Origin of the sequence: Pseudomonas sp. NPDC089396 (assembly GCF_044749545.1) — a bacterium.
Lineage (GTDB): Bacteria > Pseudomonadota > Gammaproteobacteria > Pseudomonadales > Pseudomonadaceae > Aquipseudomonas.
This window is the reverse complement of record NZ_JBIVIC010000020.1, coordinates 1-24169: the sequence shown is the minus strand read 5'-3', so window position 1 is coordinate 24169 and position 24169 is coordinate 1. Positions and strand designations below refer to the sequence as shown.

Annotated in this window: 25 protein-coding genes and 1 pseudogene; 11 read left to right on the top strand and 15 right to left on the bottom strand. The window is 63.0% G+C overall.

From position 1 onward, the window contains the following. Positions 1–142 precede the first annotated feature (142 nt). Positions 143–535: a helix-turn-helix domain-containing protein gene (locus tag ACIPZB_RS25750; RefSeq protein ID WP_400643275.1), complete on the top strand. Its 393-nt coding sequence runs from the start codon at positions 143–145 to the stop codon at positions 533–535. On the opposite strand, the gene ACIPZB_RS25745 is transcribed toward ACIPZB_RS25750, so the two are convergent. The 3 genes from ACIPZB_RS25745 to ACIPZB_RS25735 are packed head-to-tail and all read right to left on the bottom strand — an operon-like array spanning position 507 to position 1504. Beyond that, on the bottom strand, positions 507–869 hold the full coding sequence (locus tag ACIPZB_RS25745; protein ID WP_400643274.1) for a hypothetical protein: 363 nt from the start codon (positions 867–869) through the stop codon (positions 507–509). The genes ACIPZB_RS25750 and ACIPZB_RS25745 overlap by 29 nt on opposite strands. After that, on the bottom strand, positions 853–1245 hold the full coding sequence (locus ACIPZB_RS25740) for a head completion/stabilization protein (RefSeq protein WP_400643273.1): 393 nt from the start codon (positions 1243–1245) through the stop codon (positions 853–855). The genes ACIPZB_RS25745 and ACIPZB_RS25740 overlap by 17 nt, the downstream gene beginning before the upstream one ends. 10 nt (positions 1246–1255) lie before the next feature. Further along, on the bottom strand, positions 1256–1504 hold the full coding sequence (locus tag ACIPZB_RS25735; RefSeq protein WP_008096212.1) for a response regulator transcription factor: 249 nt from the start codon (positions 1502–1504) through the stop codon (positions 1256–1258). A gap of 229 nt (positions 1505–1733) precedes the next feature. Between ACIPZB_RS25735 and ACIPZB_RS25730 the strand changes: the two genes are divergently transcribed. Beyond that, complete coding sequence (locus ACIPZB_RS25730; RefSeq protein ID WP_400643272.1) at positions 1734–3800, top strand: TonB-dependent receptor family protein; 2067 nt, start codon at positions 1734–1736, stop codon at positions 3798–3800. A 114-nt stretch (positions 3801–3914) separates the two neighbouring features. Here the strand turns inward: ACIPZB_RS25730 and ACIPZB_RS25725 are convergent, their stop codons facing one another. After that, positions 3915–4979 (bottom strand): AI-2E family transporter, encoded by a 1065-nt coding sequence (locus ACIPZB_RS25725; RefSeq protein ID WP_400643271.1) that lies wholly within the window; start codon positions 4977–4979, stop codon positions 3915–3917. A gap of 130 nt (positions 4980–5109) precedes the next feature. Between ACIPZB_RS25725 and yegQ the strand changes: the two genes are divergently transcribed. From yegQ to ACIPZB_RS25695, 6 genes are all read left to right on the top strand, one after another. Then, positions 5110–6477: a tRNA 5-hydroxyuridine modification protein YegQ gene (gene yegQ / locus ACIPZB_RS25720; protein WP_400643270.1), complete on the top strand. Its 1368-nt coding sequence runs from the start codon at positions 5110–5112 to the stop codon at positions 6475–6477. A 47-nt stretch (positions 6478–6524) separates the two neighbouring features. Beyond that, positions 6525–8240 (top strand): copper resistance system multicopper oxidase, encoded by a 1716-nt coding sequence (locus ACIPZB_RS25715; protein ID WP_400643269.1) that lies wholly within the window; start codon positions 6525–6527, stop codon positions 8238–8240. Then, positions 8233–8973 carry a copper resistance protein B gene (locus ACIPZB_RS25710; RefSeq protein ID WP_400643268.1) on the top strand — a complete coding sequence of 247 codons (741 nt, stop codon included), beginning with the start codon at positions 8233–8235 and terminating at the stop codon, positions 8971–8973. The genes ACIPZB_RS25715 and ACIPZB_RS25710 overlap by 8 nt, the downstream gene beginning before the upstream one ends. A 15-nt stretch (positions 8974–8988) precedes the next feature. Further along, complete coding sequence (locus tag ACIPZB_RS25705) at positions 8989–9417, top strand: DUF411 domain-containing protein (protein WP_400643267.1); 429 nt, start codon at positions 8989–8991, stop codon at positions 9415–9417. Next, positions 9417–9854, top strand: a complete 438-nt coding sequence (locus ACIPZB_RS25700; protein ID WP_400643266.1) for a YqaA family protein — start codon at positions 9417–9419, stop codon at positions 9852–9854. Before ACIPZB_RS25705 ends, ACIPZB_RS25700 begins: the two co-directional genes overlap by 1 nt. 75 nt (positions 9855–9929) lie before the next feature. Further along, on the top strand, positions 9930–10928 hold the full coding sequence (locus ACIPZB_RS25695) for an alpha/beta fold hydrolase (protein WP_400643265.1): 999 nt from the start codon (positions 9930–9932) through the stop codon (positions 10926–10928). Positions 10929–10963: 35 nt separating this feature from the next. Here ACIPZB_RS25695 and ACIPZB_RS25690 read toward each other — a convergent pair whose 3' ends face one another. The 6 genes from ACIPZB_RS25690 to ACIPZB_RS25665 all read right to left on the bottom strand — a co-directional run bounded on the left by ACIPZB_RS25690 (position 10964) and on the right by ACIPZB_RS25665 (position 16488). Beyond that, positions 10964–11545 (bottom strand): DinB family protein, encoded by a 582-nt coding sequence (locus ACIPZB_RS25690; RefSeq protein ID WP_400643264.1) that lies wholly within the window; start codon positions 11543–11545, stop codon positions 10964–10966. 12 nt (positions 11546–11557) lie between these two features. Beyond that, positions 11558–12664 carry a cell division protein ZapE gene (zapE, locus tag ACIPZB_RS25685; protein ID WP_400643263.1) on the bottom strand — a complete coding sequence of 369 codons (1107 nt, stop codon included), beginning with the start codon at positions 12662–12664 and terminating at the stop codon, positions 11558–11560. Between the two features lie 132 nt (positions 12665–12796). Next, positions 12797–13945, bottom strand: coding sequence for a PQQ-dependent sugar dehydrogenase (locus ACIPZB_RS25680; protein ID WP_400643262.1), 1149 nt, complete (start codon positions 13943–13945; stop codon positions 12797–12799). A 21-nt stretch (positions 13946–13966) separates the two neighbouring features. Continuing rightward, positions 13967–14284, bottom strand: a complete 318-nt coding sequence (locus tag ACIPZB_RS25675; RefSeq protein ID WP_400643261.1) for a hypothetical protein — start codon at positions 14282–14284, stop codon at positions 13967–13969. Between the two features lie 132 nt (positions 14285–14416). Further along, complete coding sequence (gene speB / locus ACIPZB_RS25670) at positions 14417–15382, bottom strand: agmatinase (protein ID WP_400643260.1); 966 nt, start codon at positions 15380–15382, stop codon at positions 14417–14419. Positions 15383–15408: 26 nt separating this feature from the next. After that, positions 15409–16488, bottom strand: a complete 1080-nt coding sequence (locus ACIPZB_RS25665) for an extracellular solute-binding protein (RefSeq protein ID WP_400643259.1) — start codon at positions 16486–16488, stop codon at positions 15409–15411. 102 nt (positions 16489–16590) lie between these two features. On the opposite strand from ACIPZB_RS25665, the gene ACIPZB_RS25660 reads away from it, so the two are divergent. Next, complete coding sequence (locus ACIPZB_RS25660; RefSeq protein ID WP_400643258.1) at positions 16591–17481, top strand: LysR family transcriptional regulator; 891 nt, start codon at positions 16591–16593, stop codon at positions 17479–17481. Positions 17482–17615: 134 nt separating this feature from the next. Here ACIPZB_RS25660 and ACIPZB_RS25655 read toward each other — a convergent pair whose 3' ends face one another. The 4 genes and pseudogenes from ACIPZB_RS25655 to ACIPZB_RS25640 form a co-directional block, all read right to left on the bottom strand. Beyond that, positions 17616–20042, bottom strand: coding sequence for a TonB-dependent receptor (locus ACIPZB_RS25655; RefSeq protein WP_400643257.1), 2427 nt, complete (start codon positions 20040–20042; stop codon positions 17616–17618). A gap of 129 nt (positions 20043–20171) precedes the next feature. Beyond that, positions 20172–21047 carry a FecR family protein gene (locus ACIPZB_RS25650; protein ID WP_400643256.1) on the bottom strand — a complete coding sequence of 292 codons (876 nt, stop codon included), beginning with the start codon at positions 21045–21047 and terminating at the stop codon, positions 20172–20174. A gap of 4 nt (positions 21048–21051) precedes the next feature. Next, positions 21052–21558 (bottom strand): annotated as a pseudogene (locus tag ACIPZB_RS25645) (RNA polymerase sigma factor); the annotation flags it as partial. 111 nt (positions 21559–21669) lie between these two features. Continuing rightward, positions 21670–21933 carry a hypothetical protein gene (locus ACIPZB_RS25640; protein WP_008096076.1) on the bottom strand — a complete coding sequence of 88 codons (264 nt, stop codon included), beginning with the start codon at positions 21931–21933 and terminating at the stop codon, positions 21670–21672. Between the two features lie 127 nt (positions 21934–22060). On the opposite strand from ACIPZB_RS25640, the gene ACIPZB_RS25635 reads away from it, so the two are divergent. Beyond that, entirely contained in the window at positions 22061–22381 is a 321-nt protein-coding gene (locus ACIPZB_RS25635; RefSeq protein ID WP_400643255.1) for a YqjD family protein, read from the top strand. A 21-nt stretch (positions 22382–22402) separates the two neighbouring features. Here ACIPZB_RS25635 and ACIPZB_RS25630 read toward each other — a convergent pair whose 3' ends face one another. Beyond that, positions 22403–23020 (bottom strand): tRNA-(ms[2]io[6]A)-hydroxylase, encoded by a 618-nt coding sequence (locus ACIPZB_RS25630; protein WP_400643254.1) that lies wholly within the window; start codon positions 23018–23020, stop codon positions 22403–22405. 157 nt (positions 23021–23177) lie between these two features. On the opposite strand from ACIPZB_RS25630, the gene ACIPZB_RS25625 reads away from it, so the two are divergent. After that, positions 23178–24041 carry a universal stress protein gene (locus ACIPZB_RS25625; RefSeq protein WP_400643253.1) on the top strand — a complete coding sequence of 288 codons (864 nt, stop codon included), beginning with the start codon at positions 23178–23180 and terminating at the stop codon, positions 24039–24041. Positions 24042–24169 lie beyond the last annotated feature (128 nt).

Here is a 24169-nt window from a genome sequence, read left to right as displayed (position 1 = left end):
ATCAGTATCGGCTAAGTCAATACCGGTTTTTTTCATTACACTACGTCTCATGCCGAGATTTCTCCTTATATTGCAAGCAAAGTATTCATATCGAGTAGTTTAAGCCCAAGGAATATCATTAAACCAGCCATGGATATTTGTCATGAGTAGCCACTCGCTTGCATCAGTGCTGGCACGTCTAAAGCAACTGACCGGCTCAGCTACTGATGTTCAGCTGGCCAGGGCGCTCGATGTCAGCCCTCAAACACTGAGCAGTTGGAAGGTCCGCGATAGCATTCCGTACTCGCTATGCGTATTTGTCGCCAGAAAACATATGTGCACGCTCGATTGGCTGTTACTGGGTGAGCCGCACAACCGCTCGCCAGCCCAGGCCAACGATGCCTGGGAGAACGACGTGCTTGAGCGCTTGCGAGGCCTTTCATCTGCAGACCGCCAGGCCATTCTCCTGCACATTGAAGACAAGCAGCGTATCCAGCAACTGGAGCAACAACTGCAGGCACTCAACGCTAACTGCGCCGGCGCCAACGCTGGATGAGCTCGCGCAGGTCCACCGAATCCAGCCAGACCAGAACCTTGAGGGTGATCGGGATCACCACCACCGCCGCCACAAAGGCGGCCATGCCGCGGGATAACATGGGCGCCAGCGATTGCAGCAGGGGTTCGAAAAGATAACCGACCCCCAAGGTCAGAAAGATCAGCATCAATTGCTTGCGCGTCGACAGACGCTTGCGCGACACGATGTTCAAACGGTCCCGTGCGGCACTGACCAACAAGGCCCCAAGCAACGCCCCCAACAGCACCCGGCCCTCCGACCTCAGCAATTCGGACAGTGCACCGGCAACGGCCTGTAGCTCATTGCCCTCGGCCATGCTCGACCTCCTCGGGTAACGCTTTGCAAACCCGTTCGGTATGCAGTGTGCGCAACACCGCGGCTTCGATGAAACGCCGGTAACAGACCGACAACGCGCGTCCATGATCATGCCCCGCCAAGTCTTCCAGGCGTTTGTGACCACGCGCCCGAAGTGCAGACCGCCAACGCGCGAACTCCTCGGCTGCGGCGATCGCGGCACAGCGTGCCGCCAGTGCCAGACGGGCTTCGCTGATGGCAGCGCCGAGCCGCAATCGCTCGCGCAGGACACTCAGCTCGATGCGCGGCCAGAAAGGATCATGGCAATCGGGAAAACGTGCATGGCTGACAAACCCCTCGGGGCCGAGCTGCAGGTCATTCGGGATGTCGCTCAACATACTCACCTCCTCAGACCTCGGCCAACATGCCGTAGCGAATGGCTTTGATCACTGCCGCGATGCGGGTGGGGACGGCGAACTTGCGCAGGATGTTGGACACATGAAAGTTGACCGTCGACTCCTTGCATTGCAGGATCCGGCCGATCTCCCAGGAGCTCTTGCCATAGGCACACCACAGCAGTACCTGCTGTTCACGTGGGGTGAGGTGGATCGGCGTATCGACTGCGCAGTTTGTTATCGATCGCTCATTGGTTTTCATCATCGAACTCCTCAATCATGGCCAATTGCGACAACCAACCGTGCTGCCGCCCTGGAGCTCACATTACGAAGCACAGGCCCATTGCAGCTATTCATACGACTTGTAGAGCCCTGCCCTACAAAACCACCTTCAACGTCGCTTGCGATTTATTGAAATTCCTCGTGCTCTGAATGCCATTTCGCTCGTCACAACGCCGTTGCCTGTCTACCCCTTCGTCTGGAGCTGTACGATGCGTCCTGTTTTGCCCCTTTCGTCATGCCTTGGTCTTTTGGCCGCTGTCACTGTAGGCCCGCAAGCCACGGCAGCCCCGTCGGTCGAACTGGGCCAGCTGCTGATCAGTGAAGAGGAGCAAAGCGAACTGGAGTACGCCCGTGAGCGCCTCCAGTCGGTACCTGGCGCGAGTAACCTGGTGGACATGCAGCGCGTTGAACAAGGCCGGGTTGCCAGCAACCAGGATGTGCTGGCCTATCAACCCGGCGTGTTCGCCCAGTCGGCGGGCAACGACGGCATCAAGCTGTCGATCCGTGGTTCAGGCATCAACCGCGCACCGGGGGCGCACGGCTCCGGCGTGTACACGATGTTCGACGGCCTGCCCCTGACCGGTCCGGGCGGTACCCCCTATGAGCTGTTCGAGCCGCTGTGGCTTAGCCGCGCCGAGGTCCTGCGCGGTGCCAATGGTTTCGACCAGGGCGCGCTGGCCTTGGGTGGGGCGATCAACTACGTGACCCACACCGGCCACGATGCCGCACCGCTGCAGGTGCGCTATGAGGTTGGCAGCCACGGCTACCAGCACCGGCACGTAAGCTCTGGCCAGGTACTGGGCGACCTCGACTACTACGTGGCCCTGACCGACTCGGAATACGACGGCTACCAGGAACACAGCAGCGGCAGTGGCAAAGGCATCGCCGCCAACCTCGGCTACCGCTTCAACCCCAACCTGGAAACGCGCTTCTACCTGCGCTACCGGGAAACCGAGAACGACCTGGCCGGGCGCCTGACCAAGCAACAGATCAAGCACGACCCACGCGCAGCCAACCCGGCGTACCTGGCGCGGGACGACAGTCGCCCGCAACCGGGCAGCACCTGGGTCGGCAACAAGACCACCTTCTACCTGGAAGACGACGCGCGCCTGGAAGCCGGGCTGGTCTATCACGACTACCCGATGGACCTGCGCGAAGGCCCGATGCGCCTGAAGGTCGCCTACACCGACGTCAGTGGCACGCTGAACTATCTGCGCCGCGACACGCTGTTCGGCCATGAAAGCAAGACCACCGTCGGCTGGCGCACCACCAAGCACCTGCCCAACAGTGGCGCCTCGCAGTTCGCCCGCAGCAGCGGCGAAAACTTCGGCGCCCGCAGCCGCGATTTCAGCTACCAGGGCTCGGACACCGTGCTGCACGTCGGCAACGACCTGGAGCTGATCCCGGACCTGTGGCTGACCACCGGCCTGGCCATGATCTACACCCGCCGCGAAAGTGACGTGACCTACCCGCAAACCGGCGGCAAGGTCAGCCAGCATGACTGGGACTATGCACCCCGCCTGGGCTTGCGTTACGACATCAGCCCGCAGTTGCAGGTCTATGGCAACCTCAGCCGCTCCGTGGAGCCGCCGCACCCTTGGGCGCTGATCTGGAGTTCAACGGTCGCCACCCAGCCGATCGAGATGCAGAACCAGACCGCCACTACCCTGGAACTCGGCGCGCGAGGGGAATCGGTGCTGGGCCGCTGGGACCTGGCTTGGTACTACTCGCAGGTTCGCCATGAACTGCTGGCCGTGGAGATCGTGCCGGGCGCCCTGCCCAAGGAATTCAATGCCAGCCCCACGGTTCACCAGGGCGTTGAAGCAGGCCTGGACAGCACACTCTGGGAAGACTCAGGTATCGGCAGGCTGAGCCTGCGCCAGGCCTACACCTTCAGCGACTTCCATTACCGTGACGACGACCGGTTCGGTGATAACCGGCTGCCGGGCATTCCCATGCATTACTACCAGGCAGAGCTGCGCTACGACTGGCCGAGCGGCTTCTATGCCGGGGTCAATACACAGATGGCTTCCAAGGTGCAGGTCGACTACGCCAACAGTTACCACGCCGATGCGTATGCGCTGCTGGGTGCGCGGCTGGGCTGGAACTCACCGAAACAGGACTGGCAGACCTGGCTGGACCTGCGCAACCTGACCAACGAGCGCTACGCGGCAACGGTGACGCCGGGGTACGACGATGCCGGGCAGGACATCGCCCGCTCGACGCCGGGGGAAGGGTTTGCCGTGTATGCCGGGGTTTCTTACAGCTTCCGCTAGATCCATGCAGGCCCAATCGCCGGCAAGCCGGCTCCCACAGGTACACCACAGCATTCAAAGCTTGTGGTGTACCTGTGGGAGCCGGCTTGCCGGCGATTGGGGCGCGAAGCGGCCCTATTGAGGCAACTGCACCTGCGGCTTGGTCGATGCAAAAATCGCCCAGCTAGACATGAACAAGGCCGCGATCAGGGGCCCGATCACGAACCCATTGAGCCCGAACACCGCCAGCCCACCCAAGGTAGACACCAGGATCATGTAATCGGGCATCCGGGTGTCCTTGCCCACCAGGATCGGCCGCAGCACGTTATCCACCAGGCCGATCACCAGCACGCCAAAAGCCGTCAGGATGATCCCCTGCAGCATCGCCCCAGTCAGCAGAAAGTAGGCCGCCACTGGCGCCCAGATGATGCCGGCGCCCACGGCTGGCAGCAGTGACAGGAACGCCATCAGCACCGCCCAGACCAGTGCGCTGGGGATGTCCAGCACCCAGAAGATCAAACCACCCAGCGCCCCCTGGGTGATGGCCACCAGCACATTGCCTTTTACCGTGGCCCGCACCACCCGGTTGAACTTCAATTGCAGCTTGCGCTTCTGGTGCTCGGGCAATGGCACGGCAAGCCGCACCTGGCGAGCCACCTCGGGGCCCTCGCGTAGAAAGAAGAACAGCAAGTACAGCATGATGCCGAAGCTCACCAGGAACTCGAACGTCCCCTGGCCGAAACTGTAAGCCTGAGTCGCCAGCACCTGACTGCCTTGCGTGGCCCACTTGGTGATCTTGTCGCGCAGGCCCTCCAGGTTACCCATGCCAAGGCTGTCCAGGCCATGCTGGGCGAAGGCTGGCAGCATGTCCTTGCCACGCTGCACGTAACCGGCGATGTCCAGCTGCCCGCTCTCGATACGCTGATACAGACTGGCCCCCTCCTGCACCAGCAGCGCGCTGGTGATGATGACCGGCAGAATGGCCACCACCAGGCACACCAGCAGGGTGGTCGCAGCAGCGAGGTTGCGGCGCCGGCCAAAACGTATCAGCAGGTTGCGTTGCAGCGGCGCGAACAGGATGCCGAGGATCACCGCCCAGAAGATCGCGCCATAGTACGGCAACAGAATCAACAGGAAGGCGAAGGTGACCAAGGCCAGAAGTCCGGCCAGGGCTTTGTTCTGCAGCGCGGTTGCTTTCATGGCGGCTCCTTCAGTGTCCTCAACATTAGTGCAGGCCATCATGGGAAAAGTGCCACCCAACCCTTGATTCAAATCAATACGCTGCCCCCGGCCACGCCCTAGGATCCGCGACTTTTGCCCCGGTGCGCCCATGAACCCGATCGCCAAGCCCGAACTGCTGGCTCCTGCCGGCACGCTCAAGACCATGCGCTACGCCTTCGCCTACGGCGCCGACGCTGTCTATGCCGGCCAGCCGCGCTACAGCCTGCGGGTACGCAACAACGAATTCGACCACGCCAACCTGGCCCTGGGTATCGCCGAGGCGCATGCGCTGGGCAAGCGTTTCTACGTGGTGGTCAACATCGCGCCGCACAATGCCAAGCTCAAGACATTCCTCAAGGACCTGGCGCCCGTGGTCGCGATGGCCCCCGACGCTCTGATCATGTCCGACCCCGGCCTGATCATGCTGGTGCGTCAGCACTTCCCGCACATGCCCGTGCACCTGTCGGTGCAGGCCAATACGGTGAACTGGGCCAGCGTGCAGTTCTGGCAGGGTCTGGGCCTGAGCCGGGTGATCCTGTCCCGGGAGCTGTCACTGGAAGAAATCGAGGAAATTCGCCAGCAGGTGCCGGACATGGAGCTGGAGGTGTTCGTTCATGGCGCCCTGTGCATGGCCTATTCCGGCCGTTGCCTGCTGTCGGGCTATCTGAACAAGCGTGACGCCAACCAGGGCACTTGCACCAATGCCTGCCGCTGGAAATACCAAGCCACGCCGGCCACCGAAAATGCCACCGGCGACATCGTTCACGAAGTGCAGCCTACCCTGGGTCTGGGGGCGCCGACCGAGCAGGTGTTCCTGTTGCAGGAAAGCAACCGCCCTGGCACCGAACTGCCCGCCTTCGAGGATGAGCACGGCACCTACATCATGAACGCCAAAGACCTGCGCGCCATCCAGCACGTCGAACGGCTGGCGGCCATGGGCGTGCATTCGCTGAAGATCGAGGGTCGCACCAAGTCGCACTTCTACTGCGCCCGCGCGGTGCAGTCGTACCGCCAGGCCATCGACGATGCAGCGGCCGGGCGGCCGTTCGACTTGGCCCTGATGGACAACCTCGAGTCCTTGGCCCAGCGCGGCTACACCGAAGGGTTCCTGCGCCGGCATGTGCATGACGAATACCAGAACTACCTGCGCGGAAACTCGCTCTCCGAGCGCCAGCAATTCGTCGGCGAGCTGACCGGTGCGCGGGTGGACGGCCTGGCCGAGGTCAAGGTGAAGAACCGTTTCGCCGTGGGCGACCACCTGGAGTTGATGACCCCGCGGGGCAACTACCACTTCGACCTGCACCAGCTGTGCAACCGCCAGCAGCAGGCCATCGACGTGGCGCCTGGCGACGGCCATGTGGTGTACCTGCCGATTCCCGAGCAGGTCTCGCTGGATTACGGCTTGCTGATGCGCGACCTCGGCCACGAGCAACCGGCGCTGCCTGACGAGGCTGTAATCCCCGCCTCAGCTGGCTGACAGGCGCAACAGGCGACGATCGTGGTTCTCCCGCAAGAGGCCACGCCATGTTGCCCACCACTTCCCGCCGTACCTTCGTCAAAGGCCTGGGCGCCGCTGCCACGCTAGCGGGCCTGGGCCTGTGGCGGCCGCTGGCCAATGCCGCCGATGGCCACGCCCTGGCCGGCCAGCACTTCGAGCTGTACATCGGCCAGACGCCCGTCAACATCACCGGCCGCCCGCGCACGGCGCTGACCGTCAATGGCAGCCTGCCCGGCCCCCTGCTGCGCTGGCGCGAAGGCGACACGGTGACCCTGCGGGTGCGCAACCGGCTGGCGCAGGACACCTCGATCCACTGGCACGGCATCCTCTTGCCCAGCGACATGGACGGCGTACCCGGCCTAAGCTTCGCCGGCATTGCGCCCGGTGGCGATTACCTCTACCGCTTCACCCTGCGCCAGAGCGGCACGTACTGGTACCACAGCCATTCCGGGTTGCAGGAACAGGCCGGGGTCTACGGCGCGATCGTCATCGAACCGCGCGAACCCGAGGTGCACCGCTACCAGCGTGACCATGTGCTGCTGTTCAGCGACTGGTCGGATGAATCACCTCAAGCGCTGCTGGCAACCTTGAAGAAACAGTCCGATGCCTTCAACTACCACAAGCGCACGCTGGGCGACTTCATCGACGACGTCGCGCAAAAGGGCTGGAGCAACACCGTTGACGAGCGCCTGGCCTGGGCGCGCATGCGCATGAGCCCCACCGACCTCGCCGACATCAGCGGCGCCACCTATACCTACCTGCTCAACGGCCAACCACCGGACGGCAATTTCACCTGCCTGTTCCAGCCGGGTGAAACCGTGCGCCTGCGGTTGATCAATGCCTCGGCCATGACTTACTTCGATTTCCGCATTCCCGGCCTGGCGCTCACGGTGATCGCCGCCGACGGCCTGCCGGTGACGCCCGTGACGGTAGACGAGCTGCGTATCGCCGTGGCCGAAACCTACGACGTGCTGGTGAGTGTCGGCGACCTGCCCGCCTACACCCTGTTCGCCCAGAGCATGGACCGCAGCGGCTACGCCCGCGGCACACTGGCCCGCGCGGTGGGGTTGCAGGCACCGGTGCCGGAAGTCGACTCACGCCCTGTGCTGAGCATGGCCGACATGGGCCACGGCGCCATGGCGAGCATGGACCACAGCAGCATGGCCGGGATGGATCACAGCAGCATGGCCGGCATGGACCATTCGGCCATGGCGCCGATGCAGCAGCACCCTGCCAGCGAAACCGACAACCCGCTGGTGGACATGCAGACCATGGCCCCGCGCGCCAACCTGGACGACCCCGGCATCGGCCTGCGTGGCAATGGCCGGCGGGTGCTGACCTACGCCGACCTGCGCAGCCCCTACCCCGACCCGGACGGCCGCGAGCCCTCACGGGACATCGAGCTGCACTTGACCGGGCACATGGAGCGCTTCGCCTGGTCGTTCGACGGCATCAAATTCAGTGATGCCGCGCCGCTGCGCCTGGCCTACGGCGAGCGGGTGCGCATCACCCTGGTCAACGACACCATGATGACCCACCCCATCCACCTGCACGGTCTGTGGAGCGACCTGGAAGACGAACATGGGCGCTTTCTGGTGCGCAAGCACACCGTCGACATCCCGCCCGGCAGCCAGCGCAGCTACCGGGTCAGCGCCGATACCCCGGGCCGCTGGGCCTATCACTGCCACCTGCTCTACCACATGGAGACCGGGATGTTCCGCGAGGTACGGGTCGATGAATGAGATCAACAAGCACATCGTCACCAGCCTGGCCTTGCTGGCACTGCTGAACAGCGAGCGGGCCATGGCCGGCGCTACGTCCTCGTCCAACCACCAGGTGCATGATCGCGCCATCAACTGGGCGGTCATCGTTGACCAGCTGGAATACCAGCACTTTGAAAGCAGCAGCGCCCTGAACTGGAACGCCACGGCCTGGATCGGTGGCGATGTCGACCGCCTGTGGCTGCGCAGCGAAGGCGAGCGCGAACAGGGCAAGACCCACAAGGCTGAACTGCAGGCGCTGTGGGGCCATGCCATCAGCCCCTGGTGGGAACTGGTCGGCGGTGTGCGCCAGGACTTCAAGCCCGCCAGCGGCCAGACCTGGGCGGCTTTTGGCATCCAAGGCACGCCACTGTATGGCCTGGAGCTGGAAGCCACCGCCTACGCGGGCGAGCGACAACAGACCGCGCTGCGCCTGGAAGCCGCTTACGCTATGCTGCTGACCAACCGCTGGATCCTCGAGCCAACCGTCGAAGCCAATTTCTTCGGCCGCAATGCTGCTGGCCACGAGCAAGGCGCAGGGCTGGCCGACAGCAAAATCGGCCTGCGCCTGCGCTATGAAATCACCCGCGGCTTCGCCCCCTATATCGGGGTAAGCTTCGACCGCCTGCACGGCAATCGCGCCGACCAGGCGCGGGAGCGCGGCGAAGACCTCGCCCAGACCCGCCTGGTGGCAGGCGTGCGCCTGCGTTTTTAAAGGAGTCGTTCGACCATGCTGCGTAAACACCTGCTCACCTTCGGCCTGCTGGCCATCACCGGCCTGGCCCAGGCCGCCGAGACCATCGACGTTTACCGCGATCCCAACTGCGGCTGCTGCAAGGAGTGGATCAGCCACCTGCGCGACAACGGTTTCACCGTCAACGACCATGTCGAACCGAACATGAGCGCTGTGAAACAGCGCCTGGGCGTGGCGCCGCGTCTGGCGTCGTGCCACACCGGGGTGATCGAGGGCAAGTTCGTCGAAGGCCATGTGCCGGCCGAACAGGTGCGCCTGCTGGCCAAGCGCGCCGACCTCAAAGGCCTGGCCGTGCCCGGCATGCCCATGGGCTCGCCAGGCATGGAGATGGGTGACCACAAGGACGCCTACCAGGTCATCGGCGTAACCCAGGATGGCCAGGACACTGTGGTCGCCAATTACTGATGCTCAGCTTCTGGGCGCTGTTCCTCAGCGCCTTCGGCGCCGCCACCCTGCTGCCCCTGCAGTCGGAGGCAGTGCTGGTGGGCCTGCTGCTGCGCCAGCCCGAGGCCTGGCTGACCCTGTTGCTGATCGCCACGGCGGGCAATGTGCTGGGCTCGCTGGTCAATTGGCTATTGGGCCGGGCCATCGAACACCTGCGCGACAGGCGCTGGTTTCCGTTCAGCGCCACCCAGCTGGAACGCGCCCAGCAGCGCCACCAGCGCTGGGGGCAATGGTCGCTGCTGCTCAGCTGGATGCCGGTGATCGGCGATCCGTTGACCCTGATCGCCGGGATCATGCGTGAGCCGTTCTGGCGCTTCATGCTGCTGGTGACGCTGGCCAAGGGCGGGCGCTACATCGTCGTGGCGCTGATTACCCTCGGCTGGTTTAACAGTTGGTGACACCTTTAACGTTTATGGTGGTCCACTGACTGCTACAGTCGCCAATTCCTACATGGTCCTACACGGAGTGCCCCCATGCTGCGCGCAACCGCCCTGGCCTTGGCCTGCCTTGTCGGCGCCCCGGCCCTCGCCGCCGAAACGCCCACCTACGGCAAGCAACTCGAAGGCTTCAGCTACCCTCACCCGCTCAAGCATTACGACTTCCAGTCCCAGGGCCAGCCCCTGCAGATGGGCTACATGGATGTACCTGCCAAAGGCCAGGCCAATGGCCGCAGCGTGCTGTTGATGCACGGCAAGAACTTCTGCTCGGCCACTTGGGAAACCACCATCGACGCCCTGAGCCAGTCCGGCTATCGGGTCATCGCCGCCGACCAGATCGGCTTCTGCACGTCGAGCAAGCCGGCGCATTACCAATACAGCTTCCAGCAACTGGCCAGCAACACCCATGCCCTGCTCGAACACTTGGGCATCCAGAAGGTGATTGTGCTCGGCCACTCCACCGGTGGCATGCTTGCCACCCGATACGCGTTGATGTACCCGCAGCAGGTCGAGCGACTGGCGATGGTCAACCCGATCGGCCTGGAGGACTGGAAAGCGCTGGGCGTTCCGTACCGCACGGTGGATCAGTGGTATGCCCGCGAACTGAAGCTCGACGCCGAAGGTGTGCGTGAGTATGAGCGCAAGACCTACTACGCTGGGCGCTGGAAGCCCGAGTACGAGCGCTGGGTGCAGATGCTGGTAGGGCTGAACAAGGGGCCGGGGCATGAAGCGGTGGCGTGGAACTCGGCGCTGATCTACGACATGATCTTCACCCAACCGGTGTACCACGAGTTCAGTGACCTGAAGATGCCGACCTTGCTGGTGATCGGTGACCAGGACACCACCGCCATCGGCAGTGACATCGCCCCGCCCGAGGTCAAGGCGCAGCTGGGCCAGTACAAGACGCTTGGGCCAAAGGTAGCGAAACTCATTCCGCACGGCGAACTGGTGACCTTCGAAGGCATGGGGCATGCGCCGCAGATCGAAGAGCCAAGGCGGTTCAACAAAACTCTCGTCGAGTGGTTGGCGCGCTGATTCGCGTGGGGGCGCTGTGCGCCCCTTCCCAGCCCTCAGTGCTTCCAGACCTGAACCTCGCTCCAGCCGAGCTCGGCAAAATCCCCTACCCGTAACCCGGCTTCCTCCTCGCAAAAAAACTCATCCAGTTGTGGAGGCCGCACCGCCGTGTCGCTGAGCATGGCATGCACCTGCCCACGGTGGTGGATCTGGTGCTCGAACAGGTGCGACAGCAATCTCAGGCGCTGCTCGCGCTGCACCCGGTCGGGTCGCACGATGCTCACATAGCGGGCCAACTGATCGTCGTGCAGCAAGCTACAGTAGGCAATCAGCCGGTGGTCGGCCTGGGCCTGTTCGGCATTCAGATCAGCGCAGGTGGCGAACGGCTGCTCCGGGTCGAAGAAGCGTTCGCCGTCGGCCCCTGGTGCCTCGCCGCGCTGCTCGCACTCGAGCATGTGCAGGTAGAACCAGTCCACCGTCAACAGATGGTTGAGGGTGGCCTTGATCGACGGGAAGAAGCTGCAACGCGGGGCGACGAACTCGTCGTGGGTCAGTTGCAGGCAAGCCTTGTACAGGCGGTGGTTGGCCCAGCCATTGTTGTAGGCCTGGGTCAGCAGATGATGCGACAACGGCTCCATGGTTCGGCTCCTTCAAGCGAAGCGTTGCAGTTGCATCTCCCGTAGCCGGCTCAAGGTCCTTTGGTACGGGAACGCCAGATACCCTTGAGTGTAGAGCGCATCCAGCGGGACCTGCGCCTCCAGGTACAAGGCAACCCTGCGGTCGTAGCACTCATCGACCAGGGCGATGAAGCGGCGCACGGCGTCATCCTTGGGCGACAAAGCAGGCAATTGGCGATCGCCCGCCTCCACGCGCGCCGCACCATCTTCGGTGCCACGGGCGATACGCCCTGCACGCTGCTCCCCGCTCAAGGCCGGTACGCCCTCGACCAGGATCGCCGGGAAACGGTCGCACAAGGCCATGAATTCCATGGCGGCCAGCGGCTGCTCGCACAGGTCGGCGAAGCGGCACCAGATCGCCTCGGCGCTGTAGCGGATGACCTGGATCTGCCGTGTACCCAGCGACAGTGGCTGGGTGCAGCCAGGGTCGTTCGGGCTGAGCTGCTGGAACACCGCCTCAAGCTTGCCTGGCTTGCCGGCTTCGGCTATCCAGTAGCGTTGTCGTGCCGCGCCTGGATGCAAGCGGTGGTCCTGCTCGCCGGCCACCGGAAGCACCTGCATGTGCCGCTCGATGGCGCGGATTGCCGGCAGGAATCGCTCGCGGTTGAAGCCGTCGCGGTACAACTGCTGGGGCGGCTGGTTGGAGGTGGCGACCACCAGCACGCCCTGGTCGAACAGCACCTGGAACAGGCGGCCGAGGATGATTGCATCACCGATGTCGCTGACGAACAGTTCGTCGAAGCACAGCACGCGGATTTGCCCGGACAGTTCACGGGCCAGCGCCTGCAAAGGGTCGGCGGTGCCATTGAGCTGGAACAGGCGCTGGTGGACCCAGGCCATGAAATGGTGAAAATGCTGGCGCCGCGCCGGGACGGACAGGCAGCGATGGAACAGGTCCATCAGCCAAGTCTTGCCGCGGCCGACCGGGCCCCAGAGGTAGAGGCCCTGGGTGGGGCGCCTCTGCTCGATGGCCTCGAAGCAGGCTTGCAGAGCGTCGACGGCCCGGGCCTGCGCCGGGTCGGGGGCGTAGCCAAGGTCTGCGAGGGCTTTTTGGTAGAGGAATCGGGGATCGAGCGCCATGCGGCATTATGTTCAAGGGCCCTATCGCCGGCAAGCCGGCTCCCACAGAAACACCACAGGATACGCCCTGTGTGATCCCACCTGTGGGAGCCGGCTTGCCGGCGATAGGGCCCGTGCAGACTCCAAACCTGTTCAGCCACCACTCAGGCCGACTTTCAGTAACTGCCCATCCTTGGCATCGGTCAGCACATACAGATAACCATCCGGCCCCACCCGCACATCGCGAATGCGCGCCTTCAACTCCCTCAGCAAACGCTCTTCGTGGACGACCTTGTCGCCATCGAGCTGCAGGCGGATCAGCTCCTGGCTAACCAGCGCACCAATGAACAGGTTGTGATCCCAAGCCTTGAAAGTCGGGTTGTCGTAAAAAGCCATGCCGCTGACGCCAGGCGATTTTTCCCAAACATGGAGCGGGTCGACCATGCCGTCGACATGCTTGCCCTTGGCCTCGGGAATCGGCAGTAGCGAGTAGTTGATGCCGTGCGTGGCGATCGGCCAACCGTAGTTCTTGCCCGGCTGCACGATATTGACCTCATCACCACCGCGCGGGCCATGCTCATGGGTCCAGAGCTGGCCCGTCCAGGGGTTGAGCGCAGCGCCCTGCTGGTTACGATGGCCGAACGACCAGATCTCCGGGCGCACGTTGTCCTTGCCGACGAAGGGGTTGTCCTTCGGCACTTCACCGTCGGGCAGGAGGCGCACGATCTTGCCCTGCAGCTTGTCCAGGTCCTGTGCCGTCGGACGCTGGTTGTTCTCGCCCAGGGCGATGAACAGGTAGCCATCCCGGTCGAACACCAGCCGCGAGCCAAAGTGGTTGCCGACCGACAATTTGGGCTGCTGGCGGAAAATCACGGTGAAATTCTCCAGCCGTGCACGATCCTCCGTCAGCTGGCCGCGACCCACTGCGGTGCCCGCCTTGCCATCACTCCCTTCTTCGGCAAAGGAGAGGTAAACGGTGCGATCCTTACCGAACTCCGGCGAAAGCACCACGTCGAGCAGGCCGCCTTGTCCTTCCGCCCAGACCTTGGGTACGCCGCTGATGCTCGGTCCAACCTTGCCTTCGGCGTTGACCAGGCGCAGGTTGCCGGGGCGCTCGGTGACCAGCATGTCCTTGCCGCCTGGCAGAAACGCCAAGGCCCATGGGTTGCGCAAACCGTCCGCCAGGGTACTGACAGTGATCTGCCCTTCCTCGCTGGGGAACTGCTGCTCGGAAGCGGCCTGCGCCAACATCGGCAGCAATGCGGCGGCGGTCAGGGTGGCCAGCCAGGTAGCTTTGGTCATGCGCAATTCCTTTCGAGGGGCTCAGGGCACGCGTTGGGTGTCGCGCGCAGGCCGAGTGGGTTCCAGGTTCGGTGTCTGCTGCTGGCGTCGCAGGTTGTCGCCGTTGCCGATGCCACGGTTGTCCAGACTGGGGGTGCGCTGGATGGGCTGGGTCGAAGGCCCACGCACCGGCGGGGTAGCCGACATGCTGCCCTGGCGACTGTTGGGGTTGGCGCGTTGGATCGGGCTGTTGTAAGGGTTGTTATTGCTGGCCGCGAGCTGCAACGGCTGCGGCGCAGCAGCCTGCGCAGGCAAGCACAGCAGCAGGCCGATGGCCAGGGTTGGTACTGTAAGATTCATGCTTCACCTCCCGTACGAAAAGGCGCGCCTCGTGCGTTGGATAGCCTAAGGCGCGATGGGTTCGCGGCAAAAGTGTGAATGCGATTCCTGATGTTTCAGTATGAACCTGCCAGGGGGGGCGTACAGCCCTTGTCACAGGGCTGTATCGACTTTGTGCCGTGCGGCGTACAGGCAGAGCATCTCCATGGCCAAGGTCGCGCCGGCCAAGGCGGTGATATCGGCATGATCATAGGCCGGTGCCACCTCCACCAGGTCCATGCCCACCAGGTTGATGCCGCGCAGCCCGCCGAGTATCTCCAGCGCCTGCACCGTGCTCAGGCCGCCACACACGGGGGTGCCGGTGCCCGGCGCATAGGCAGGATCGAGGCAATCGATATCGAAGGTCAGGTACACCGGGCGCTCACCGACCCGCTGACGGATCGCCGCAATGATCGCCTCGGTGCCTTGGCGATGGACTTGCCGGGCATCGAGGATGGCGAAGCCCTGGCTGTCGTCATTGGTGGTGCGCAAGCCGACCTGCACGGAGCAGGATGGGTCCACCAGGCCTTCACGGGCGGCATGCCAGAACATGGTGCCATGGTCGATGCGCTTGCCCTCCTCGTCCGGCCAGGTGTCACTGTGCGCATCGAAGTGGATCAAGGCCAACGGGCCGTGGCGTCGGGCGTGGGCCTTGAGCAGCGGGTAACTGATGAAATGATCGCCGCCCAAGGTGAGCATCGCGCAGCCGGCCTGCAGAATGTGCGTGGCATGCGCCTCGATGCTGTCCGGCACCGACTGCGGCGTACCGTTATCGAACGGACAATCGCCATAATCGATGACGGCCAGGTGGTCGAACGGGTCGAACGCCCAGGGCCAGTGACGGGCCCAGGCCTGCTGCACCGAAGCGGCGCGGATCGCCCGCGGCCCGAAACGCGCGCCCGGGCGGTTGCTGGTGGCGGTGTCGAAGGGCACTCCGCTGACGACTACATCCACCCCGCGCAGGTCGCGACTGTAGCGACGGCGGGAGAAACTGGTGATACCGGCGTAGGTACTTTCCGCAGCGGTGCCATACAGGCTGTCGCGGGTCATGGCCTGGTCGTTGTTCTGGGCTTGCTCCACGGTCGGGCTCCTTTGTGATTAGCGGTTTACTGACGGGTGCGGAAAGCCGTCCACAGCCGATTGCGCTGGCGCAGGTCGGACAGCGCCATGCTGCGATCGCCATACAGGCGCTCGCGCACCGCTGCGGGCGGGTAGATATCCGGGTCATTGCGCACCGCCTCGTCGACCAAGGGCGTGGCCGCCTGGTTGGCATTGGCGAAGTACAGGGTGTTGGTCAGTGCGGCCACCGATTCCGGCTTGAGCATGAAGGCGATGAAGGCCCGGGCCGCCTCCGGGTGCGGCGCGTCCTTGGGAATGACCAGGTTGTCCTGCCATATGAGCGTCCCTTCGCGGGGGATACGGTAGATCAGCTCGAACGGTTTGCCGGCGCGGCGCGCCTGGTCGGCGGCCATGGCCGCATCGCCGTTGTAGGTCAGCGCCAGGCACACGCTGCCATTGGCCAGGTCGCTGATCTGTCGGCCATTGGCGACATAGCTGATCGAAGGCTGCAGCTGGTTCAATAGGCTCTGCGCCTGGGCAAGGTCGGCCTTGTCCTGGCTGTACGGGTCTTTGCCCAGGTAGTTGAGGGCCACGCCGATCACTTCCTGCGGCGAATCGGGCATGGCGATGCCACAGTCCTTGAGGCGACTGGCGTATTCGGGTTTGAACAGCAGGTCCAGGCTGTCCAGCGGCACGTCGCCCAGGCGCTGGCGCACCGCCTCGACATTCACGCCCAGACCCAAGGTGCCCCAGGTATAGGGCACCGCATAGCGGTTACCGGGGTCGGCCTCGGCGAGCTTGCCCAGCAGGTCTGTGTCGAGGTTGGCGTAACCGGGCATGCGCTGCGCTTCCAGCGGCTGCAGCGCCTTGGCCTTGAGTGCCCGCGCCAGTACGGTGGATGACGGCACGACCACGTCATAACCACTGCCACCGGTCAACAGTTTGGTTTCCAGCACCTCAGTGGTGTCGAACGTGTCATAACGCACCTTGTAGCCGGTCTCCCGTTCGAACCGCTGCAGCGTTTGCGGGGCGACATAATCGGCCCAGCTGTAAAGGTTGATGACCTTCTCTTCGGCCTGCAGCGGCAAGGCCAGGCACAGGGACAACAGACACAGCGAACTACGCATGACGGACACCTCGAACAATGGGTGGATGCCGTCAGCATGCCAGCCGAGTTACATTGCAAGAATGGCAACTTTGCAAAGCTGACATTCACCAGGAGCAATGTAATGCTCGGACAACTGCACGACCCTGACCTGCACCTGTTGCGGCTGTTCATCACGGTTGTCGAGGCCGGCGGCTTCAGCGCCGCCCAAGGCGTGTCGGGGCTGAGCCAGCCCACCATCAGCCAGCGCATGGCGCAGCTGGAGGCACGCCTGGGCTATCGCCTGTGCAGCCGTGGCAAGGCTGGCTTCAGCCTGACGGAAAAGGGCGAGCTGTTGCTGGAAGCCGCGCGTGGCTTGTTGCTGGATATCGAGCGGTTCCGCCAGCAGGCTAATGGCGCGGGTGAGCGCTTGCTGGGCACGGTGCGGGTGGGTATGGCGGAAAACCAGGATGCTGCCGTCAGCCTGCGCCTGGCGCAGGCCATCTCACGCTTTCGCGAACGGGATGAAGCGGTGCAGCTGGAGCTGATCAGTGCGCCACCCGCGGAGCTGGAGCGGTTATTGCTGGAGCAACGCCTGGACTGCGCCATCAGCTACTTTTCCGGCAACCAGGCGGCATTCGATTACCAGCCGCTGTTCGAAGAGCGCCAGCGTTTGTACTGCGCCAAGGGGCACCCGTTGTTCGGCCTGGCGCAGGTGCCTCGCGAGCAGTTGCTGGAGGCGGACCAGGTGCGCCACCCCTATCGTTTTCTCAAGGGCGGCGAGCCGTTCCAGAGCCGGCGCAGCATGGCCGTGGCCGAACAGATCGAGAGTGTGTTGATGTTCATTCTCTCGGGGCGGCACATGGGGTATCTGCCGAGCCATTGCGCTCAGGGGTGGGAAGATCAGGGTTTGTTGTGGGCGCTGGATGCAGGGTTGGATTTTGTGGTGCCGTTTACCTTGGCCAGGCATCGGGGGCAGGTGCCTGGGGAGGCGCAGCGGGCGTTTGTGGAGGATTTGCTGGCGGTGTTTGGCTGATTGGGGTCAGTCGCCTGCGCGGGCCTCATCGCCGGCAAGCCAGCTCCCACAGGGATCCCCACAGTGTTTGAGGCCTGTGGTGGAACCAGTGGGAGCCGGCTTGCCGGCGATGAGGCCCGCGCAGACACCCAAAATCAGTAAGCCATGCTCCAGGTCAGGGTGTAGGTGCGCCCCCGCCCTTGATAGTCATACAAGTACGCCGGGCCGTAAGTGGGCGAGTAGAACAATGTCGCCCGCTGCCCCCACACGGTGCTGTACTGCTTGTCCAACAGGTTCTGGATACCGGCGCTGAAGGTACCGAAGCCTGTGTCCTGACTGCCCAGCAGATCGAAGGTGGTGTACCCGTCGATCTCGTGATCGGCATCATCCTTCAGGCTGAACGCATGGTTGGCCTGCAGCCGCGCACTGCGCCCATCACCCTTCCAGCCGACGAACGCCGTGGACTTGGACAAGGAGGCATAACGGGCATCGCGTTTGATCCAGTCACCGTCAGCATCTTCTTCTTCGGAGCGGGTCAGGTGCAGCGTGCCGCCAGCCTCCCAGCCGCTCTGGAAATGCCGGGTCAATGCGCCTTCGAAGCCGAAGTCTCGGCTCTTCTGGTCTTCCACGTTGATGGTCAGCGTCTGCGAATCGACGTTGATGATCTTGTCCGACCAGATGTAATACAGCGCGGCCTGGGCATCCCAATCCAGGTCGGCGTAGCGCCAGCCTAGTTCGACCTGGCGGCTCTTGATGCCGGCCAAGGGGTTGTCTGCCACGCTCAGGCCCGGCTTGCCGTAATACTTGGCCGGGTCCGGCAGATCGAAGCCCTCGCCGTAGTTGGTCCAGACCTGATGGCCATTCTTGAAGTCGTAGATGGCGCCGACGTTGTACAGGTTGACCTGGTAGTCATTGCTGCCGCCGGGCACGCCCTTGAAATCGCTGACATCCACGTCCATCTGCTGGCGCCGAGCGCCGCCGGAGAGGGTCAGGTTGTCGGTGACGTGCCAATCCAGCTGGGCATAGACCGAGACGCCATCCACACGATAACTGGGGTAGCGGGCGGCCTTGCTCTCTTTGTCCAGGTCGAGGCCACCGCTCTCGGACGAAGTCAGCGCATCGAAGGTGGTCTGCTCGGCGTTGAAGCGTTCGCGGTCGAGGTCCACGCCATAGGTGAGCTTCAAGGTGTCCCACTGCTTGGCGAACAGACCCTTGAGGCTGGTGACTTCGAAGTTCTGCTGCGAGGCGGCGAAGTACACCCCGCGTGAACCGGTGGGCGTGGCGCGGTTGTAATACGGGAACGGGTAGAAGTTGTCGTCTTCCTTGCGATAGGAAGCTTGCAGGTAGAGATCCTGGCCCAATACGTCAGTATGGTGGTAGTTGGCGTTGAGCAACAGGCGCCGGGTACGCGGCTCCAGGTCGGACGAGTAGCCGCTGCGCAGCTCGGCGTCTTCAAGGTCGGAAGGCGCGTTGTAGTTGAGGTTGGGGAAATAGATGCCGGTGCTGCCGTGGTTACCGGAATCGTAGTACTGGGCCAGCAGGTCGAGGCTTTGCTCATCGGTCAGCTTCAGGCCGAGGGTGCCAAGCACGTCGATAGTGCGGTTGTACTGCAGGTCGGTCTGGGTGTTGTCGATGAAGATCTGCTCGCCCGCACCATCGTAGAAAGCTTCGTTCTGTTCACCGGAGATCCCCAGGCGGGCATTGACCCGCTCGTTACCCCCGCTGATGGACTGCGCGAAACGCGTCGCCAGGTCATCACTGTTGTTGAAGCCGCTGCTGGCGCCGAGCTGGGTCTCGAAGCGCGCAGGGCCCGGCTCGCCCTTTTTGGTGACGATGTTGATAATGCCGCCGGTGGCACCACCGCCATAGATGGCACTGGCCCCGGACAGCACTTCGACGCGCTCGACGTTGAACGGCGAAATACTGTCGAACTGGCGCGACAGGCCGCGCGAGCTGTTCTGACTGACCCCGTCGATCATCACCAGCACGTTGCGCCCGCGCATGTTCTGGCCGTAGTTGGTCCGGCCTTCCGGGGCCAGGTCAAGGCCCGGAACCAGCTTGCCGATGGCTTCCTTGAGGCTCACCCCGCTGTCGATCTGCTCGCGCAGCTGCTGCTGATCGACCACCCACACGGTGCCGGGGATTTCGCTGATGGCTGTACTGGTGCGCGAGGCGACGCTGACTTCGATCGGTTTGAGGTTGACCGCCTGCGGCGGCGCTACGGCTTTGCGCAAGGTGACCGTGCGGGCATCGCTGAACTGCCAGGCCATGTCGCTGCCGGCGAGCAGCTGCTGCAGTGCCTGCTCGACGCTATAACTGCCTTGCAGGGCTGGGCTGGTCAGACCCTCCACGTCGCTGGTGGTGTACAAAAGGTGCAGCCCGGCCTGGTCGGCGAAGGCGGTCAGGGCCTGGTCCAGGGATTGTGCTGGCAGGTCCAGTTGCACCTGCCGTGTTTCTATCGGTGCCTGCCCGGTTTGCGTGGCGGCCCACACTTGCAGGGGGCCAGCGAACACGGCCAGCGCGCTGCAAGACAACAAGGCATGATGGAAACGACCGCCGCAACGGTACAAGGGCTTGGGCATGAGAGGCACGAATGAGCTTCCAGACAAGTCGTAAATGAGAATGGGTTACTGATCAGTCCCACTACGACGATCTGGCTCACACGAACTTGCAGTGCCGAATGAAAAAAATTTCGATTATTTTTTACCGGCTCAGTGCACCACCGCCAGCCACGGCAGGTAGGTGACCTTGAGGCCGTAACGCTGTTCGAGGGTGTGCAGCAGCGCCTGGGGTTCGTTCAGGTCGAATACGCCACTGACTTCAAGCGCCGCAAGCTTGCTGTCGGAGAGCAGGATACGGCCGTGCTGGTAACGCTCGAGTTCGGCCAGCACCTGCCCAAGGGGTTTGCCGTTGAAGATCAGCTTGCCGCGTTGCCAGGCCATCTGCGCGCTGGCGTCGGGCGCGACGGCCAGGTTGCGTGCGCCGACCTGGGCTTCACCTTTGGCCAGCACCACATGGCCATCGCGGCGCACGCTGAAGGTCGCCGCACTGCCTTGCACGGCCTCACCGGCGGTCTCGACCACAAACGGCCGTGGATCATCTGCCGTTTCGAATAACGCCTCGCCGGCCCGCAACGACACCCTGCGCTCGCTGGCGCTAAAGGCCACGCTCAGGGCGCTGGCGCTGTTGAGCAGTACCCGTGAACCGTCTGCCAGGGTCACGCTCTGCCGCTGCCCCATGCCGGTGTGATAGTCCGCCAACCACACCGGCACTTGCTGCCACCCACCATAACCGGCCGCCAGCAGCACTAGGGAAGCGGCGATGCCTGCGGCCCAGTGTCGTTTCTGGCGGCGCATGGGCGACGCTTCGAATGCTTGCGCAGTCGGCGTCTGCCCGAGATCCTGCCAGAGCGCCTCGGCCTCACGCGCCGCCTCGGCATGCCCCGGGCTCAGCTGACTCCAGCGCTGGTAACGCGCATGATCGGCCGCGCTGGCGTTGCCCGAATGCAGCAGCACCTGCCAGTCGAGGGCATCATCGGACAAATCGCTGATCGGCTGCGGCACGGGCATGGTCGAGGTGTCAGTCATGGTTATGTTTGAGCCATTCGCGGCAGTGGCGCAGGGCCTGGCCGATGTATTTTGCCACCATGCTCTCGGAGACGCCCAGTCGTTGTGCGATTTGAGCCTGGGTCAGGCCTTCGACGCGATTGAGCAGCAAGGCCTGGCGGGCATTTTCGGACAGTTGCAGCAAACCTTGATCGAGGATCTGCAGGCGCTCGCGGGCCAATAAGGCCGCTTCCGGCGCCGGTGCCGGGCAGGCCACCTCCCCTGCACCGTCACTGTCCTCGTGGCTCGCGGCGAGGCGCTGCTCACGGCGCAGGGCGTCGATGGCCAGGTTGCCTGCCACGCGAAAGATGAAACTGCGCGCATGCAACACCGACACGGCCTGCTCGTCGATCTTCACCAGCTTGAGGTAGGTCTCCTGCGCCACGTCGGCGGCGCGCTGACGGTCGCTCATGCGGCGGGTCAGAAACTGCAGGAGGTCGTCATAGTGCTGCTGGAAACTTGCCAGCAGACCAGACACGGGAGACGTCGGCATTGGGTGGAGGCACTGCCAGTAAGAGGAGTTATCGGGCGTTAATGAGAAACAGTATCTTTCATAACGACCAAACGTTTCAACGCTACTGTGCATTTGCCAAGTGAAAAGGTGTCAGCGGTTGCCGCTGGCAGCTGCCATCATCTTGTTGATTTCACTGCGCACCATATTGGCGTACTCGGGGGGTGACATAGCGTCCAGTTCGGCACGTACCCACTCAGCCCATTTGCCCTTGCGCCGCGGTTTTTCTGAAATGATCCGGGCAGCCTCGCCCTTTGCCTTGCCCAGGTTGTTCTGCCACAGCTCGAACAGCCGGGCCTTCTCTGCCTCGATCTGCGCCCGTTCCTCGAAGCTCCTGTTGGCCAGATTGAAACTCATGGAAGTACCTGCTCGTTTAAATGGCCGCTATCTTACACCGTAGCGCTGCATCATCGAGAAACCGCCGCAACTTTCCTGGCGCGCCGGCATCCATTGATTATTCACCCCCATCGACGAGGACGAGTTCATGGCCCGAAAAATTGCTGCAATAGCCAACAACGACCAGATCAAAGACCAGGTTTTCAGCGAGCTGCAGGCTTTGATCGAAGAGTCGGAAAAATTGCTTAACGACAGCGCGGCGCTGGTTGGCGAGGAAGCCGAAACCCTGCGCGCGCAGGTCAGCCTGAAGCTGCGCCAGGCCCGGGAAGCTGCCAGCCAGGTGCGCGCAAAAGCGCAACCGGTGGTTGATGCTACCCAGGACTATATCGTCGGCCATCCGTGGCAAACCGTGGCCGTTTCTGCGGGCTTCGGTCTGGTGATAGGGCTACTGCTGGGCCGCCGGTACTAAGGGTTGCCTGCCGCAGGTGAGTCAGGCGGCCTGCGCCATCGGTATACCACTGTGGAAGCGCAGCTCCTGGTCCGGGGACTGGATCAGCTCAGCCTCCGCTTCCCGGACCAGCTCAATACGGCGGATGATATCCGCCTCTTCCCCGTAGTGGTGCGCCAGTTTCAGGTAACCCTGATAATGGCGCGCTTCACTCTTCAGCAAGCCATGATAAAAGGTCCCGAGCTCTTCATCGAGGTGGGGTACCAGGGCTGCGAAACGCTCACAGCTACGGGCTTCGATGAACGCCCCCACCACCAGGGTATCCACCAGCTTGACCGGCTCATGGGCGCGAACCCACCGACGCAGGCCTGAGGCATAGCGCCCCGCCGACACTGGTCGCAGCGGCACCCCTCGGCGCTTCATCAGGCGCAGGACCTGCTCATGATGTACCAGCTCTTCACGCGCCAGGCGCGACATCATGTTGATCAGGTCCAGGTGGGTGTTGTACTTGGCGATCAGGCTCAAGGCCGTACTGGCTGCCTTGAATTCACAGTTCTTGTGGTCGATGAGCAAGGTTTCCTGGTCGGCGAGCGCCGCTTCGATCCAGGCGTCTGGTGTGCGACAGCCGAGGAAGGCATCGATTTCGGGGATCAGGGACATAGGCATACAACCACACTGTACAGTCAGGACCGGCGATTATACCGGCGGCGACTGTTAGCGCCAGTGACTATGCTTCTTGATGTACATCAAACAGCGGCGCGACGGACGCCGACTATAGTCTGGCATTGGCCGCCACCTTTGAAGGGAGTTCACGCCCATGCAAGCTGTCCGTAGCATCCTTGTCGTCCTCGACCCCGAACATGCCCACAGCCGTGCGCTGACCCGCGCCAAGCTTATCGCTCGCGTGACCGGTGCACGCCTACATCTGCTCATGTGTGACAAGAAGCAGGATCACAACGCATTGCTCAGCCTGCTCAGCAGTCAGCTGCATGACGATGGCTACGATAATGTTTCCCATGAACAGAACTGGAAGGAGAGCCTCCACGAGTCAATCATCGCCGTCCAGCAGGCCGAGGGCTGTGACCTGGTAATCAAGGAACACCGACCGGACAATCCGCTGCGCAAGGCACTGCTGACGCCCAGTGACTGGAAATTGCTGCGTCTTTGCCCTTGCGCCGTTTTGATGGTCAAAAGCGAACGCCCCTGGACCGAAGGCAAGATTCTCGCGGCCGTGGATGTCGGTAACGATGACGAAGATCATCGGCGGCTGCATGCCAGCATCATCGATCACGGCTACGGCATCGCCAGCTTGACCAAGGGAGAGCTTCACGTGATCAGTGCTCACCCCTCCCCCATGCTGGCAGCTTCGGACCCGACTTATCAGCTGAGCGAGACCATAGACAAACGCTATCGGGAAGCTTGCAGTGCGTTCCAGGCGGAATACGACATCAGCGAAGACCGATTGCATGTCGAAGAGGGCCCAGCCGATGTACTGATTCCTCATTTCGAGAAGGCACTCGATGCGGTGGTCACCGTGATCGGCACGATCGCACGCACAGGCATTTCCGGGGCATTGATTGGCAATACATCCGAGGTAGTGCTCGACTCGCTGAAAGGCGATGTATTGGTCCTCAAGAGTGAAGAGGCTACTGCACATCTCGCGGAACTCGCCCGCGGTTGATCAACGCTGAAAAGACAAAACCCCTACCTGCTTGCGCAGATAGGGGTTTTGCGAAATGAATCTTGACGATGACCTACTCTCACATGGGGAAACCCCACACTACCATCGGCGATGCATCGTTTCACTAC

Excerpts from the sequence above, each read along its gene's own strand:
- ACIPZB_RS25750 (WP_400643275.1), top strand. The coding sequence starts at position 143 with ATGAGTAGCCACTCGCTTGCATCAGTGCTGGCACGTCTAAAGCAACTG.
- ACIPZB_RS25745 (WP_400643274.1), bottom strand. The coding sequence starts at position 869 with ATGGCCGAGGGCAATGAGCTACAGGCCGTTGCCGGTGCACTGTCCGAA.
- ACIPZB_RS25740 (WP_400643273.1), bottom strand. The coding sequence starts at position 1,245 with ATGTTGAGCGACATCCCGAATGACCTGCAGCTCGGCCCCGAGGGGTTT.
- ACIPZB_RS25735 (WP_008096212.1), bottom strand. The coding sequence starts at position 1,504 with ATGAAAACCAATGAGCGATCGATAACAAACTGCGCAGTCGATACGCCG.
- ACIPZB_RS25730 (WP_400643272.1), top strand. The coding sequence starts at position 1,734 with ATGCGTCCTGTTTTGCCCCTTTCGTCATGCCTTGGTCTTTTGGCCGCT.
- ACIPZB_RS25725 (WP_400643271.1), bottom strand. The coding sequence starts at position 4,979 with ATGAAAGCAACCGCGCTGCAGAACAAAGCCCTGGCCGGACTTCTGGCC.
- yegQ (WP_400643270.1), top strand. The coding sequence starts at position 5,110 with ATGAACCCGATCGCCAAGCCCGAACTGCTGGCTCCTGCCGGCACGCTC.
- ACIPZB_RS25715 (WP_400643269.1), top strand. The coding sequence starts at position 6,525 with ATGTTGCCCACCACTTCCCGCCGTACCTTCGTCAAAGGCCTGGGCGCC.
- ACIPZB_RS25710 (WP_400643268.1), top strand. The coding sequence starts at position 8,233 with ATGAATGAGATCAACAAGCACATCGTCACCAGCCTGGCCTTGCTGGCA.
- ACIPZB_RS25705 (WP_400643267.1), top strand. The coding sequence starts at position 8,989 with ATGCTGCGTAAACACCTGCTCACCTTCGGCCTGCTGGCCATCACCGGC.
- ACIPZB_RS25700 (WP_400643266.1), top strand. The coding sequence starts at position 9,417 with ATGCTCAGCTTCTGGGCGCTGTTCCTCAGCGCCTTCGGCGCCGCCACC.
- ACIPZB_RS25695 (WP_400643265.1), top strand. The coding sequence starts at position 9,930 with ATGCTGCGCGCAACCGCCCTGGCCTTGGCCTGCCTTGTCGGCGCCCCG.
- ACIPZB_RS25690 (WP_400643264.1), bottom strand. The coding sequence starts at position 11,545 with ATGGAGCCGTTGTCGCATCATCTGCTGACCCAGGCCTACAACAATGGC.
- zapE (WP_400643263.1), bottom strand. The coding sequence starts at position 12,664 with ATGGCGCTCGATCCCCGATTCCTCTACCAAAAAGCCCTCGCAGACCTT.
- ACIPZB_RS25680 (WP_400643262.1), bottom strand. The coding sequence starts at position 13,945 with ATGACCAAAGCTACCTGGCTGGCCACCCTGACCGCCGCCGCATTGCTG.
- ACIPZB_RS25675 (WP_400643261.1), bottom strand. The coding sequence starts at position 14,284 with ATGAATCTTACAGTACCAACCCTGGCCATCGGCCTGCTGCTGTGCTTG.
- ACIPZB_RS25665 (WP_400643259.1), bottom strand. The coding sequence starts at position 16,488 with ATGCGTAGTTCGCTGTGTCTGTTGTCCCTGTGCCTGGCCTTGCCGCTG.
- ACIPZB_RS25660 (WP_400643258.1), top strand. The coding sequence starts at position 16,591 with ATGCTCGGACAACTGCACGACCCTGACCTGCACCTGTTGCGGCTGTTC.
- ACIPZB_RS25655 (WP_400643257.1), bottom strand. The coding sequence starts at position 20,042 with ATGCCCAAGCCCTTGTACCGTTGCGGCGGTCGTTTCCATCATGCCTTG.
- ACIPZB_RS25650 (WP_400643256.1), bottom strand. The coding sequence starts at position 21,047 with ATGACTGACACCTCGACCATGCCCGTGCCGCAGCCGATCAGCGATTTG.
- ACIPZB_RS25640 (WP_008096076.1), bottom strand. The coding sequence starts at position 21,933 with ATGAGTTTCAATCTGGCCAACAGGAGCTTCGAGGAACGGGCGCAGATC.
- ACIPZB_RS25635 (WP_400643255.1), top strand. The coding sequence starts at position 22,061 with ATGGCCCGAAAAATTGCTGCAATAGCCAACAACGACCAGATCAAAGAC.
- ACIPZB_RS25630 (WP_400643254.1), bottom strand. The coding sequence starts at position 23,020 with ATGTCCCTGATCCCCGAAATCGATGCCTTCCTCGGCTGTCGCACACCA.
- ACIPZB_RS25625 (WP_400643253.1), top strand. The coding sequence starts at position 23,178 with ATGCAAGCTGTCCGTAGCATCCTTGTCGTCCTCGACCCCGAACATGCC.